Here is a 14,169-nt window from a genome sequence, read left to right as displayed (position 1 = left end):
ATTTTCGAGAGAATTTATTATGGAAACTAGTCTGTACGTCATCATTCTGTTGGTGGCTCTGGCGTTAGCATTTGACTTCATGAATGGGTTTCATGACGCCGCGAATGCGATTGCGACCATTGTCTCAACGGGTGTGTTGCGACCAGGTCAAGCAGTGGCTTTAGCAGCAATCTTTAATATGCTTGCTTTCTTTGTGTTCAATCTATCGGTCGCAAAGACGATCGGTAAGGGAACCATTGACCCTACTGTGATTGATCATTATGTGGTTTTTGGGGCCTTAATCGGAGCCATTTTTTGGAACTTGGTGACATGGTATTTCGGTATTCCATCGTCCTCATCACACGCACTGATCGGTGGATTGATTGGTGCTGCTGTGGCGAAGGAAGGAACCGGTGCATTGATTGCTACAGGTTTATATAAAATCATCACCTTTATTGTCTTGTCACCTTTGATTGGATTTTTGCTTGGGTCACTTTTAATGCTTCTAGTGTCGTGGATCTTCGTGAAATCGACACCAATGAAAGTTGACAAGTGGTTCCGCCGTTTACAACTCGTGTCGGCCTCTGCTTTCAGTCTTGGTCATGGTGGCAATGATGCACAAAAGACGATGGCGATCATTTGGATGTTGCTGATTGCGACGGGACATTCGGCAAGTACTGATGCTCTACCGCCAATGTGGGTTGTTTATTCCTGCTATGCTGCAATTGGTTTTGGTACCTTGTTCGGAGGTTGGCGTATTGTGAAAACGATGGGCCAGAAGATCACGAAGCTGAAACCAGTTGGAGGTTTCTGTGCGGAAGGTGCTGGTGCATTGACTTTGTTGTTCGCCAATTTGTCGGGTATCCCAGTTTCGACAACCCACACAATCACTGGCGCGATCGTCGGTGTTGGTTCCGCACAAAAGATGTCTGCGGTACGTTGGGGTGTTGCGGGCAATATTGTGTGGGCTTGGATCTTAACGATTCCTGCTTCTGCCTTTGTTGCAGCAATTGGGTGGTGGATCGGTACAAAGATTATGTAAGACTGCCTTTAGTTCGAAAAATAAAGAACCCGAAGCATGCTTCGGGTTTTTTATTGCTTGTTCTTGAAGTCTATATTTCCACTAGAGGTAAAAAATAATATAAGAGTCTAAAAGCGCATCTCAGTCTCTTTTTGTTCATTCCATTGCTGCTGAGCGCGATAGTGAATCACGAGCACATTGCCAAGTGAGGACGGTAGCTTCAGGCGGCATTGATTCACTTCTTTCATGGCGATCGCATCCGCTTGCACCTCCACAAAGTCATAGTGAATATGCTCTTGAGGAGAAACGATCATCTGCGCGCTCAACTTTCGAATTGATTGTTGAATGTGCGAGACTTTGGGCCATCGCCAATGACTCAGCTGCAGTGGAGTATCAGCACCAGCATTCAATATCGTTTGCTCGATAAAGAGTTTCTGAGATTGTTGGTAGAGCACATCGAATGCTTGGTCGGATAGCGATGCCAGTTCTAGCAGCGCTTGTTTCTCATTAGCCGTCGGTGCGTATGCTTGGCGCAAGAAATTGAAGTAATCGATTCTAAACTGTAAGCTCAAATGAATGTTGTCGCGCAAGACGACGCTCACTCGATTGGCTTCCAAGTCATGTGCTGCGGCCACAGAACTCAGACAGCCAGCGAGGCATATGCTTAGTGCACCGCGACGAAATAGTTTAGATAGCATAAGAAACTCTAACGGCAATAAGTGATATTAGGCTGTGTTGTTGTACCGCCGCTGGTTTGGAATTGGAAGGCCCAACACATCGATTTACCAGCATTTTTCGGCGTAGCTAACGCGCTCGCGAGATCCGTGCCGCTGAGCGCCTTGTAACGAATCTTATAGGTTCCCGCAGTGTTGGTGTAAGAGTCACTTCCCACTTCATTCGTCACAAATGTTTTGGCGGACGTAAATTGCAGCACCTGATAGCCATCACTTGGATCAGTGCTTAATGTCATATTCGAAACACTAAATGGTGTCACAGGTGGTTGTCGCATTGGACTATATTTACTCGACTGATTAGCAAGATCGGGACTAGGCGTACCGCGGAAGCAAGATAGAACGTAAGGCGATGCGTCGGTCACATGATAAGCGTAGCCGCTGGGACCATTTGTGTTTGGATCGGTATTGCCACCGCAAACAGAATCACGTGGTGCCACTTTCCCATCAGCGTTGTTGTAACCGTAAATAGCGAATCCATCGAGAGCCCAACCGACGGGATGGGTGTCCCAATAGCTGCTTGGCTTAGCCGCCATCACGCAGGTCGGCGCAGCATGGTAGTGGTAGTCATCTGAGCGGCCTGCATGGCCATTGCAAATATCGAGTTCACCTAAGACCTTGGTGTCACCATTCTGACACCCGCCTTGCTTACACGGATTGAAGATAGGGACGCCGTTAATTGCAACGCCGATAGGTCCATCAACGGCGGAGGTGGTAGACGCCGCGATTGCCGGACTCAAAGGGATTTTCCAACCGTAAGCGCCATTGAATTTCTGTACTGTCGGCACTTGCAAATTCGTCGCAGTGATACCGTTCATCATGGTGTGATTTGCGATACCGAGCGAACTAACATAAGCGTAGTTCGCGTCGCAGCTGACGGATACATAGCCTGTATTCGAAGCGGTCAAGGAATTGCGTATCATCTGGCAAGCATTTGAAGAACCTGTCATTGTGGTGCGCGTAAAGCTCAAGTTGGTGCTGGCACTGCCGAGGGTGATGTTGGCAATGGCGTCTTTTAAGATTGCACCAGTAATTGCACCACTCGATGGAAGTGTCGGTGCAGCGGAGAGGGCATACAGGGTTAATGTATAGACTTTCGCGCCCGGTCCTTGTGAACATGGTGCTTGATATGCCGCCAATGGGCCATCGCTACCGACACCCAATGTGCCAACTCCAATACTATCTTTCACTAAACTGCTAGTTGCGGCCGGAATATTGTAGAGCACCCAATTCCATTTGGTAGTGCCATCGCCTGGAATGGTCGTCATGAGAAGGGCGAATTCTTTGGTGCCGCTTGGCGCGTTACTCCAAGACAGTGGAATGCTGGAACCTGTTCCATCGCAGGTGTAGTCGGCTGCCATAGCGGCGCCGTCTAAGCCAGCACTACTGATTAATTTAAAACTTGAAGTCGGTGCGCTTGGTGTGGCGTTGACACTATTTGAAGCGTCGCTATCACCCTGTGCATTGGTAGCGCGCACAGTGCAGCTGTAGCTAGTTCCATTGAGCAAACCAGTCAAACTAATCGGACTGCTTTGGGCGGTCTGTTGTGATGTCTTGCCATTGCCAATGCAAGTCGCCGTGTAGGATGTAATTGCGCTGCCACCGTTACGACTCGGAGCTGAAAATTGGAGGCTGATTGAGGCGTTGCCGACAGTTGCCGCGAGAGATTTTGGCGCGCTCGGAACTGTTTTCGATAAGGTGAATTGTTGATCAGCGGTGGCCAGCCCAGCTAATGCTTGGTCCGTGTCGTTGGCATCAATCAGAGCGGCGATGGCGATGGATTTTGTGATGTTGTCGGCGTCATTGAGAAAACTTAGTCCTTGTTCAATGGCGAGATAGCGACCAACACTGATTTTGTTATTGAGTAGTCGGGTGACCCAACCAACGACAGGATCGTCTGCCAAGACGCGAGCCGAGTACAACATGGCGATCACGACTGTGCTGCGGCTTTGCCGTCCAGATTCAATATCATTCACCCAGTAATTGACTTCGGCTGCGCTAGGTGCGCTGCTGCCAGATCGACCCAATACATTTTTGTACAGTATCGTGACGAAATCCGCATTGCTCATTTTGTCCGAGTATCCAGTAAGGTCAGGATAGAGTTTTCCAGCACTGTAAAAACTATCAGCGATTTGCAAGACAGTGCGTCCGTCGATGATTTGTTGGATCCAATAATGCATACCTTCTGCGTCGGGAACACGATTAAAGAAGGCGATATAGAGCTCGATCAAGGAACGTAGTTGAGTTTCGTTGATTTTGGGTAGTACTGTACTCAGGCTGAGATCAACACTCACGTCTTTGAACACGAGCTTGTCGCTCATGGATGCTGTGCGTTGCGCCTCTTGTCCGGTGATGTCCGTGATGCTCGCAGTGCTGCCAGCGACACTGATCACATAATTGTTCCGAGCGCCAATCAGTGTTGCTGGTGGCCCTGACATCGTCACGGCTTGGGCCGATGTATTGCGTGCTGGCTGATCTTCTGCAGTTCCGCCACAAGCGCTGAGTAGTAGGGCACTGGCGAGGTAGACTAGCTGACGCAGAGTGAGAAAAGCAGACATAGATCCTCCAATGTTTGTGATTTGTATTGCCAACGTGGAGTTGCGGTTTGCTCAAACGCCACCTTGGTAAAAATTTCTGATTCCGGCTTTAATGTTGGGCTTTATTGTGATGTTGTACTTTGCCATGTGTCGTCGATTTGACGATTTTTCCTCGACGCGGTTTCACTTGTTGGTAACCAAGAGCGAACGTACTCAGTTTTCACACCCTGCGGTGAAACGCTCACGCGAATGTGTCCTGAACTACTTTGAATGACCCCATTTTCGTAGTGGTAATCTCGAGCTAGGTTCGCCCCACTCGTATTGTTAGCTGCACTTGGTTGAGGGACTTCCTGGTATAAAACGCCATCTAGTATTTGTCGAACATAGACATGGTCATGCCCGTGAAATACTGCGGTCACTTTGTTTTTCACGAGAAGCTGATGAATCGGAATTCCCCAACCCGGACGCTTCTCGTCAAAGCCATAACTACTATCGGTATTTTTGCCGCCCCATTCGTAATATGGAGCTGCTTCAATTCCTCCACGCATCTGGCCGTCCAGTCCCCCCACCAGATTATGGAGAAACACAAATTTGTATTTGGCTTTGCTGTTGTTGAGTGTGTTGGTGAGCCATTGGAATTGAACTGCACCTAGGGTGAGGCTCCACGCGTCCTTACTTGCTTGTGCCTTACTGTTCCAATATGGGTCCAGTACGATAAACAGCGCATCACCCCAGTTCCACGAATACCATGCAGACCGCAATCCGATAAAGTTGGTTGGATTGGGGTCGCCACTATAGAACTCTGATGGTTGTGGATTGACGTAAAACTTTTGACGAGCCAAGCCAGCCCAAACGGCTATTGTGTTCGCCGTATTATTGTTGAGCCAACCTAGTTCGCCTTCGTGATTTCCATTGGCGAGGAATAGCGGGACGGAATGGCCGATGCGGCCGAAATGCTGCCGCTCGTAGATGTAGCGTGCATCGACGACACTTTGACTAGTCGCCATTCGCACAACGGCATCGAAAGGGCCGGTATGTTTTTCTGTCATGAAGGTGTCGCCGAGATCAATATGGAAGTCGGGGCGATCTAACAAAATATTATCTAGAGTTTTTTGATACTGAGCTAGATTTGAGTTTTCGTCCAAGTGCGAGTCGGCTTGCACTGTGAAGCTGAAACTTGAATTTGAATTACTCGGCCGCGCGGTATGGAAAGTGTAGGTGGGGGATGACGCTGGGCTCAAAGTTGCGTCGCTTTGATATTTGATCGTATAGTTGATAGTGGCATCACTTGGTAGACCATCAAGTTGAAATTCAAGTGGTGTCCCTGCACTTAAGTTCTTCACTGCAGTGTTTTGAGTGAGGTTGTTTCCGTTTATTCCGTAGCTCAATGAGACGAATCCAGACTGCGTCGCGGAAAAGAGTTTGATACGAATACTCGAGTCCGTTGGGCTGCCAAGGATAATGTCGCCGCCAAAAGCACTCGAAACTTGTCCGCTGCCATTCGTGACCGAGACCAACGAAGAGGGAATGCTTTGATCGTAGCGGTTAATTGCCCGCATCGAACACTGATATGTTTTGCCAGACGTGAGGCCAGCAAGGGTAATTGGACTACTGCTGGCAGTGGTTTGCAGCTGTGAATTTTCAAATGCACAAGTCACGGTGAATGCTGTGATCGTTGCTCCTCCATCATCGAGCGGCGCATCGAAACGGAATACGACAGTGCCATTCTGTGCTGTTGCGGAAATGTTTTGAGGTGGGCTTGGTGCTCGCATCGTCGCGCTGAACAGCGTATCATCAATTTCGAGAAGTGTCCTAGCGGCGCTGGTGTCATTTGGTGTGACCGCTGCAATGATTTGCACGCCACGAGTGATGTTTTTTCCAGCATCGGCGAAACTGACGCTCTGCTCAAGCGCAACGTACTTTCCTAGTTCAATTTTGTTATTGAGCAAGCGTGTCACCCAACCATAATCGGGATCGTTTGCAAATAGTCTTGCCGAGTACAGCATGGAACTGACTAGGCTGCTCTTAGTTTGTCGTCCGCTGGTTAAGTCGCTGACCCAATAATTGACTTCAGCATCACTAGGTGCGGTGGCTCCGGTTCTTCCTAGAACGTTTTTATAGACGATCCTGACAAAATCGCCCGCGCTCATGTCTTTAGTGTAGCCAGAGAACTCAGAGGTGATAATGCCTGCTTGGTAAAAATTCTCAGCGATCTGTGTCAGGCTGCGACCCGCGATCAGTTGATCCATCCAGTAAGCTAAACCATCTGAATCCGGTACCCGGTTAAAAAATGCGATATACAGTTCGATGAGGCTTTGGACTTGAGCTGCCGTGAGTTGTTGGACGCGCGAGCTGAGTGTCAGATTGACGTGCAAATCGGTGAAGTAAATACTGCCAGCGTTGCTAGCGTCGATGACCACGCTTGGATTGAGCTTATCAACCACTAACGTGGAAGTGGCTGTGCGAACGATATTGAAATTGTTACGGGGCCCCGCCACGCTCACGTTTGATTGTATGGGTGCTGGCGCCATCATTTGGCTTCCTACCCTTGTGGTAGGCTCAGTGCCACCACATCCGGCAATCGCGGCAATGATTAAAACGTAGCTGAATGCATGAGCAATTTTCATGAGATGGCTCCGTTCGATTTATTGAGGATTCGAAATTGTGTAGCTGAAAACCGGCACACCATTGGTTTTCCCCGGGCCTTCATCTTTCGGTAGATATGTGCGGACATATTCGACCTTAACGCCAGATGGAGAGACTTGAACCCGTGTGTAACCAGTGCTAGGGAAGCGTTCACCTGTGAGATATGCATCGGAGTTCCACAACGCATAGTTTGGATCAGCGGGCTCAGAGAGGCTTTGATATGTAACGCCGTCGAGCTGCTGGTGAACCCAGATATGATCGTGACCTTGGAAGAAAATGCTCACTTTATTGGCGACCATTAACTGATGGATGGGAAGATTCCAGCGCGGGCGCTGCGTGGCGAATTCGTTGATACCCTTGGAGTTTTTTCCACCCCATTCCCATGATCCAGCTAGCTCAATACCGCCACGGCCAGTTCCCATCACGTGATGAGCGAAAACGAACTTGTATTTTGCTTTGCTTTTCTCCAGCGTATCTTTCAACCAGAGGTATTGTTCATCGCCGTGCGTGACTTCCCACATGTTGGTACGCTTTGGTTCGCCTCCGAATACATTATCGACCGCAACTGGCGATGACCAATATGGATCGATTACGACAAACAGCGCATCGCCCCACGTCCATGCATAGTAATTGCGCAATAAGCCGATAAATGGAACCTGTTCTTTGTTGCCAGAGTAAAAGGCATCAGGTGCCGGTTGAGAGTAGAGCGAGTTGCGTGAATTTTGTGCCCAGACAGCGACATTATCTGGTGTTCCATTCAAGTTGAAACGCGCAGCTTGCTCATGGTTTCCGTTCACAAGAAATACAGGCGAACGGGCGCCGATGATGCCAAGATAAGGGCGCTGTATAGTGTAGCGTTCTCGCACCTTGGCAGCATCGATGGTCTTGGGATCTAGCGTGTCTACACTAAAATCGTCGCCCATCAATAAGTAAAAATCCGGCCGATCATTGGCAGCAGTTTCTAATGTTCTGCTGTAGAGCGCACTGTCAAATTGGGAACGCTCGCGTTCAGGATGCGAATCTCCTTGGAGTGCAAAGGTAAAACTTTGGCCTGGTGAGCGGGCGGACTGGAAGCTATATTCGATTGTCGGTCCTGAGCCGACACCATTGGCGGCGGTATAGTCGAGTCGATAGAAATATCGAGTGTCGGGTTTTAATCCCGTGAGCGTGAGTTCGGACGCTTGATTGGCTAAAAGCTCTTTTTGCTCAGTTTGCGTGTTATATACCCCAGGGCTTGTGCCAAAGCGGATGCGTACTTGGCCGTTCTGAGTGCTTGAAAATACACTTGCTTTGATGGAGGTATCAGAGGGCGTTCCTAATACGATATTGCCATTGAAGTTCCCAAGACTGGTGCTGCTGACAGGAGTCAATTTAGCACTAAGGCTTGCAGTGCTCATGCCAAAAGCATTGCTGGCAACTATGGAGCAGGTGTAGCTTCGACCATTTTCGAGTCCACTTACGATGATGGGACTGCTACTGGCAATACTTTTGATGGTGGAGACTCCATCAGTACAGCTGAGCTGATAACTTAGGATCGGCAGTCCACCTTGGTCGGTTGACGCCATAAAACTAATGACGCCTCCGTTGTCGTTTGGGCTTGCTACTAAATTTGACGGTGCGCTTGGGACATTAGCCAACAAATTGAAATTTGGATCGTTCATGCCAAACACAAGAATCGCTTGGTCGGTACTGCTTGGTGTGATCAAGCGCGCGAGATTTGAATATTTTTGAATGTTATCGGCATCGGATAGATAGCTGATACCTTGTTCAATTGCCAAATGCTTACCGATCTTGACTTTGTTATCGAGTAATTGCGCTACCCAGCCGAAGTTCGGGTCATTCGCGAATGTTCTAGCTGAGAAAATCATGGTGTTGATGAGACTACTTTTCGTTTGTCTTCCCGAAGTAAGATCGTCGACCCAATATTGAACTTCTGCGTCACTTGGCGCGGTGGTTGCGCTGCGTCCGAGCACGTTCTTGTAGATCACTTTTACGAAATCGCTGGAAGTCATGGTTTTGGTGTAGCCAGTTAACTCTGGCAGTGAAACACCCGCAGCATAGAAATTTTCTGCAACCTCAACCATCGTTTTACCGTCACGAATTTGCGCTATCCAGTACGCCATTCCATCTGCATCCGGTAAGCGATTGAAGAAAGCAATGTAGAGTTCGACTAACTTTTGCACCTGAACATCGCTAATACTTTTGCTCAGTTTTGCCAGCCCTAAGTTGACTCGTGCATCACTAAAAATCAGTATGTTGGCGTTACTGACGTCGACTGTTCCGTCATAGCCGACTAAGTCCTTTACTCTTGTGCCGAGGCTGGTGTATTCGATCGCATAGTTATTGCGTGGTGCTGTGAAAGTTACCGAGCCATTTGTTTCAACTGGTGGCCCCCCCATCAGTTCCGCACTGGAGTTTGTTTTCGCACTCTGTTCCATGCCACAACCTAGCAAGGTGATGCTGGTGATGAGTGATGCGATGTAGATGGCAATTGATTTCATGGTCGTTCTCGGCGTGCTTAATTGAATGCTTTGGTATGGTGGTGGAGAGGTAAGGTCACTTGGATACTCACGATGTGTGAAGGGGTATCGAGTAGACTTATTTTTCCGTGATGTAATCGAACGATTTCTGCCGCAACATTTAACCCAAGACCAGCGCCGTCGCTATGTTTTCTTTGTGCGGTTTGACCTCGAAAGAAGGCATCGAAGAAGTGCGTTCTCTCATCGTTGGACAAGGAGTCAGTATGGTTGCTGATGGTAATCTGACAGAGATCCTTATGTGTGCTTAATTCCACTGAAATTGCTTTCTCCCTCTCGCAGTAACGAATCGCATTTGTCAGTAAATTGCTGAGCAATTGCCTGATGAGAATAGGATCGGCTTCTATGTCGATTTGAGCTTCAATATGCGGGGAGATGAGGGCAGATTCATCAAGCATCTCGAGATCTGCGACGAGTTCACCGATTAGTCTGCTCAAGTTGATGAGTCCAAATTGTCTTGGAAACGTACCAGCTTCTGCTTGTGCAAGAAACAGTAACTTCTGCGTGATGCTGGCGAGACGAGATACTTCGTCGAGCATCGCTGATAGCTCTTGTTTGTGTTGGTCGTCGTTGGGGTGATTGATAGCACGTTCCAATTTGACCGTAAGTATGGTCAATGGAGTCCTTAACTCATGTGCAGCGTTTGCCGCAAAGCGAGAAGCGTGCTGAAAACTCTGCTCGAGTCGATCTAGCATTTGGTTGTATGAGTGGATTACCGATTGAAACTCGGTGAATTCTTTGTTAGAACTAAGGCGTGAATGCAAATCATCTTTATCAATGCTCTGCATTGAAGCTTGAAGGCGTAGAACTGGACGACTGATCAGTCGAGCTAATAGTAAGGAGCCAATTGTGGCAAGTACCACGAAAATCGCTAACAGTTGAAGTGTGGTCTTCGTCATCACAATGTGCACATCTTGGAGTGCAGCGTCGCGATTGACAAGAATCGACGCTTTTCCAAAGTCACCCTCAGTTTGCGCTTCGATCCATTCCTTATCTGCGATCAGCGTGGTTTGAATCTTACAGGTCTTTTTTGCTGTAGAGTTGGTTCTGTTTTGATTGAATTTGGATGCTGATGATGGCTCATGCTCGATCCAGTTAGGCGTTTTACTTAGCCACATCATTTCGGGAGATTCGATCAAATTGCTTGAGAAAGCGAGATCATGCTTCTGGGTGAGATGGAGTTTTTGGCTCATGTCTTTCCAGATTCGCTCAATTTCATCTTGGTCCAAACGACGCTTCGTGAGCCGCTTTAGTTCCATGCACAATCGATTCTCTAAACGAGCCTGCTCATAATCAACCAACTGCGTGCGGGTAATTAGGAAAGAGAGTGCCAACATGAGCAAAGTTAAAATCATGGTGGCGATGAAGGCGTGTAATCGAAAGCTGTGCATGATCACTTACGATCCGGTTCTCTAAATCGATACCCAATTCCACGAATAGACTCAATCGCTGATAAATGCGATTGATCGTCAATTTCGGCCATTTTTCCACGGATACGTTTGATGCATACATCGACGATGTTGGTACTAGGATCAAAATCGTATCCCCACACATGTTCCAAGATTTGTACCCGTGTAAAGATCTTTCCCGGTGAACGCATAAGATATTCAAGTAAATTGAATTCACGACTACTGAGCTCGACGGTGTTATTGCCAAAGTAGGCTTGACGATTGATGCGATCAAGTTTGAATTTCCCGACTGCGAGTGTTTGCTCACGCTCGCCTTGCGAACGCCTCAAAATCGCTTGAATTCGCGCATACAGTTCTTCAACAAAGAAAGGCTTTGCTAAATAATCGTCAGCTCCGAGTTGTAAACCTTGAATGCGATCATCAAGATGGTTACGTGCAGTTAGCAAAATCACTGGGGTATTGTCACCGGATGTTCTGAGATTCTTGAGGATTTGTAGTCCATCAAGACCAGGTAGCATGATGTCCAGTATGTAAAAATCGTATCGATGATTTTGCACATGATCGATGACCATATTGCCGTCTGCGATATGCGTGACTTGAATACCATATTCGCGCAGGCCAATCGCCACGCTTTCGGCGATTTTATTCTCATCTTCGACGATCAAAATGTTCATTTGAATGGTGTTTTAACTAATCGATGTGTGGGGCTAAAAGTCGGTAACAGCGCATATGCAAGCTCAGCTGAGTTGCGAGGTCTGAAAAATGCAGCAAGGCCTAGATACGATGCGTAGATACATGAATGTATAAATGATTGTAGGGGATAGGGTAGGCATCGATAATGACAATCACGTCATCGATGTTAGAAAGTGTAACTTTTGTGAGCGTGCCGACAGAAAGAGAGTTAAGGTCTTGCTGAGTGTGATGGGCGTCGGCGTTAGTGCGGCGTGGGTAATCTATATCACACGTGTGTTACAACTATTTACGAATTGTAAGACGAGGAGTGCCGTTTTTAGACACTCCACATGTGGTTGTGTGGGTTTGAATTTTATTCTTTTGTTGAGGTATGAAACTCTGGGTATGCGTAGTAACGCTTGTGCATTACATTTGCTTAAAGAGATGAACAAAGCTGCGACTGACTTCGAGCTTTTCGGTGAGCCCCTTGATTTGGACAAGATGACGGCCACGCATGTCGCGCACAACGCCTGAAATTGCCTTGGAGTTGACCAACGTCGATCTGTGGATTTGCCAAAATAAATGAGGGTCGAGTTCTTCCGCTAAATCTCGTACCGGCTTCCGAATTAAGGCCTCGTAGCTGGCAGTTTGAACGCGCGTATATTTCTCATCAGACTGGAAGAATAAAATATCTTCCACTGGAATCAATCGTAATTCCTGACCAATGGAAGCTTGGATCCATTGGAGATAATTCGGTTTCGCCGCAATCCCGAGTTGTTTGGCAAGTTGTGCCAACATATTACTCATGTCTTGTGGCTCTGCAGATGTTTGCAAGCGCGCCTTCAAGCGTTCCACGGTTTTGCTGAGGCGCTCAGGATCGGCAGGCTTCAGAACATAATCGACCGCACCTTGATCGAAAGCCTCAACCGCGTATTGGTCGTAGGCGGTGATGAAAACGATGTGGGTTTTGGTACCGATATCACGTGCAGCTTCTAAGCCAGTCTTGGCTGGCATTCGAATATCCAGAAATGCGAAATCCGGCTTGTGTGTCTCGACTAATTGGACCGCCTCCTCACCGTTTTTGGCCTCATCCAAAATTTGTAACTCTGGCCAAACTTGCTGGAGGCGAGTGCGTAATTGATCTCGCATCAGGCGTTCATCGTCTGCAATAATTGCTGTTGCCATATATGTCCCTTGGTTAGAAGTTTTGATCGCTTAGATGATCTTATCGAGAATTAAATTATTTGGCAATTTCGTAAGGAATTTCTATCATCACGCAGACGCCACTTGGTTGATTGGCGGTGATGATCAGTTGTCCCTGTTCTTTATACAAGAGCTTCAAACGTTCGCGAATGTTTTGTAAGCCTAAGCCAGTGCCATTGCTCGGGACTGCTCCAAAGCCTAAACCATCATCACGAACGATGACACGTAGTTTCTGGTCTTTTACCTCCACACGGAATTGTAGAGTGCCTCCTTCAGCCTTGACTTCTAGTCCATGTTTAATGGCATTTTCAACCACGGACTGAAGCATCATTGGGGGGAAGGAAGCAGAGCGTAAATCTTCAGGCATTTCAAAGTCGATATTCAATCGCTCTTCCATGCGCATTTTCAGAAGCTGTAGATAGGATTTGACGATATCCGCTTCACGTCCCAAATTCGTTTTGGCTGCGTTTTCTCGCATCTGTGGCAGCACTGCACGCAGATAGGCGATTAGACTTCTTTGCATCGCCGCAGCGCGTGGTGGATCGGTCTCAATCAGGTATTCGACAGACGCCAAGGTGTTGAACAAGAAATGTGGCTCAACTTGAGCTTGCATCATCTGCATTTGTGCCTCGCTCACTTGACGGAGTAGTGCTTCACGTTCTGCTGCAGCATTAGCGACCTTGGCTTGTTCTTCTGCACGCACTTTTCCGCCCATCAGCGCTTTCATGCCAAATAAGCCAAATACAAGAAGGGCAATGAAATTCTTAAACCACTTCGACGATTTGGTTTTTTCCTCAGTGCTCGCAACTTCGGCGGCATCCGCTTTCGCTTTTTCCAGTTCGGCCTGAATTTCCTTGGCCAACTCTTTCGGCAAGCGGATGTGCACATCATCTTTACCAATTGTGATCCCTGGCATTGACGGGACTTGATTTTTTAAGTCATCAGTTTTGTTGGATTTATTTTGATTTTCAGTAGCTTGCGATGTGTGCGCTGCCTGGTCATCAATCACTTCGACACCATCACCATTAATCTCGACCCGTTTGCCGATTTCAAGATTCTCTGGACGTTTTACTCGGATACCAGTATTGTCAATTTCAAAATTGGCGTCGTCGGTTTTGATCGTTTGTTTGCCGTTTTCCGAGGATATTGGAGAGTTCTTGGCCTTGCTCGGTTTGTGTTTGATGATGCGAGTTTCCTCGGGCGAGAGCGCATCTTGAATAATGTCTCCGGAAATGAAAAGCAAGATGGCAAATAGAAAAAATTTCCACCAACTTAGTTTTCCAACCCACGTCGCTGTTTTGTCAAAGGCGATGCTAAGCCCCGCAAAAATTTGTTTTGCTATGAGCTGGATTTTTTCGATTGTTTGTTGATCCATTTTGATTACTTGAGAATGAGTCTGAGACTGTCAGGATCGATTGAGAATTCTCTGGAAAA

The 14,169-nt window shown here is 47.6% G+C and carries 9 protein-coding genes; 1 reads left to right on the top strand and 8 read right to left on the bottom strand.

Annotated elements, in window-relative coordinates; translation table 11 throughout:
• Window positions 1-19 precede the first annotated feature (19 nt).
• On the top strand, window positions 20-1,021 hold the full coding sequence (locus RF679_RS10805; protein ID WP_309480640.1) for an inorganic phosphate transporter: 1,002 nt from the start codon (window positions 20-22) through the stop codon (window positions 1,019-1,021).
• A 107-nt stretch (window positions 1,022-1,128) separates the two neighbouring features.
• Here RF679_RS10805 and RF679_RS10800 read toward each other — a convergent pair whose 3' ends face one another.
• From RF679_RS10800 to RF679_RS10765, 8 genes are all read right to left on the bottom strand, one after another.
• Window positions 1,129-1,698 (bottom strand): hypothetical protein, encoded by a 570-nt coding sequence (locus RF679_RS10800; RefSeq protein ID WP_309480639.1) that lies wholly within the window; start codon window positions 1,696-1,698, stop codon window positions 1,129-1,131.
• Window positions 1,699-1,706: 8 nt separating this feature from the next.
• On the bottom strand, window positions 1,707-4,289 hold the full coding sequence (locus tag RF679_RS10795) for a YHYH protein (protein ID WP_309480638.1): 2,583 nt from the start codon (window positions 4,287-4,289) through the stop codon (window positions 1,707-1,709).
• Between the two features lie 101 nt (window positions 4,290-4,390).
• Complete coding sequence (locus RF679_RS10790) at window positions 4,391-6,895, bottom strand: DUF4214 domain-containing protein (protein WP_309480637.1); 2,505 nt, start codon at window positions 6,893-6,895, stop codon at window positions 4,391-4,393.
• An 18-nt stretch (window positions 6,896-6,913) separates the two neighbouring features.
• The gene (locus RF679_RS10785) at window positions 6,914-9,415 is read right to left on the bottom strand and encodes a DUF4214 domain-containing protein (RefSeq protein ID WP_309480636.1); all 2,502 of its coding nucleotides are present in this window, start codon (window positions 9,413-9,415) and stop codon (window positions 6,914-6,916) included.
• Window positions 9,416-9,432: 17 nt separating this feature from the next.
• Complete coding sequence (locus tag RF679_RS10780) at window positions 9,433-10,842, bottom strand: ATP-binding protein (protein WP_309480635.1); 1,410 nt, start codon at window positions 10,840-10,842, stop codon at window positions 9,433-9,435.
• A gap of 2 nt (window positions 10,843-10,844) precedes the next feature.
• Window positions 10,845-11,534 (bottom strand): response regulator transcription factor, encoded by a 690-nt coding sequence (locus tag RF679_RS10775; protein ID WP_309480634.1) that lies wholly within the window; start codon window positions 11,532-11,534, stop codon window positions 10,845-10,847.
• 424 nt (window positions 11,535-11,958) lie between these two features.
• Window positions 11,959-12,717 (bottom strand): LytR/AlgR family response regulator transcription factor, encoded by a 759-nt coding sequence (locus RF679_RS10770; protein ID WP_309480633.1) that lies wholly within the window; start codon window positions 12,715-12,717, stop codon window positions 11,959-11,961.
• A gap of 55 nt (window positions 12,718-12,772) precedes the next feature.
• A complete protein-coding gene (locus RF679_RS10765; protein ID WP_309480632.1) occupies window positions 12,773-14,110 on the bottom strand; it encodes a sensor histidine kinase in 1,338 nt (445 codons plus the stop codon).
• Window positions 14,111-14,169: the final 59 nt, after the last annotated feature.

Source organism: Undibacterium cyanobacteriorum (genome assembly GCF_031326225.1).
Taxonomy (GTDB): Bacteria; Pseudomonadota; Gammaproteobacteria; order Burkholderiales; family Burkholderiaceae_D; genus Undibacterium; species Undibacterium cyanobacteriorum.
Note: the sequence above shows the minus strand (reverse complement) of the source record. Positions and strands in the feature narration are given on the sequence as shown.

What these genes read in the sequence shown, in the direction of transcription:
- RF679_RS10805 (WP_309480640.1), top strand. Translation starts at nt 20, where the DNA reads ATGGAAACTAGTCTGTACGTCATCATTCTGTTGGTGGCTCTGGCGTTA.
- RF679_RS10800 (WP_309480639.1), bottom strand. Translation starts at nt 1,698, where the DNA reads ATGCTATCTAAACTATTTCGTCGCGGTGCACTAAGCATATGCCTCGCT.
- RF679_RS10795 (WP_309480638.1), bottom strand. Translation starts at nt 4,289, where the DNA reads ATGTCTGCTTTTCTCACTCTGCGTCAGCTAGTCTACCTCGCCAGTGCC.
- RF679_RS10790 (WP_309480637.1), bottom strand. Translation starts at nt 6,895, where the DNA reads ATGAAAATTGCTCATGCATTCAGCTACGTTTTAATCATTGCCGCGATT.
- RF679_RS10785 (WP_309480636.1), bottom strand. Translation starts at nt 9,415, where the DNA reads ATGAAATCAATTGCCATCTACATCGCATCACTCATCACCAGCATCACC.
- RF679_RS10780 (WP_309480635.1), bottom strand. Translation starts at nt 10,842, where the DNA reads ATGCACAGCTTTCGATTACACGCCTTCATCGCCACCATGATTTTAACT.
- RF679_RS10775 (WP_309480634.1), bottom strand. Translation starts at nt 11,534, where the DNA reads ATGAACATTTTGATCGTCGAAGATGAGAATAAAATCGCCGAAAGCGTG.
- RF679_RS10770 (WP_309480633.1), bottom strand. Translation starts at nt 12,717, where the DNA reads ATGGCAACAGCAATTATTGCAGACGATGAACGCCTGATGCGAGATCAA.
- RF679_RS10765 (WP_309480632.1), bottom strand. Translation starts at nt 14,110, where the DNA reads ATGGATCAACAAACAATCGAAAAAATCCAGCTCATAGCAAAACAAATT.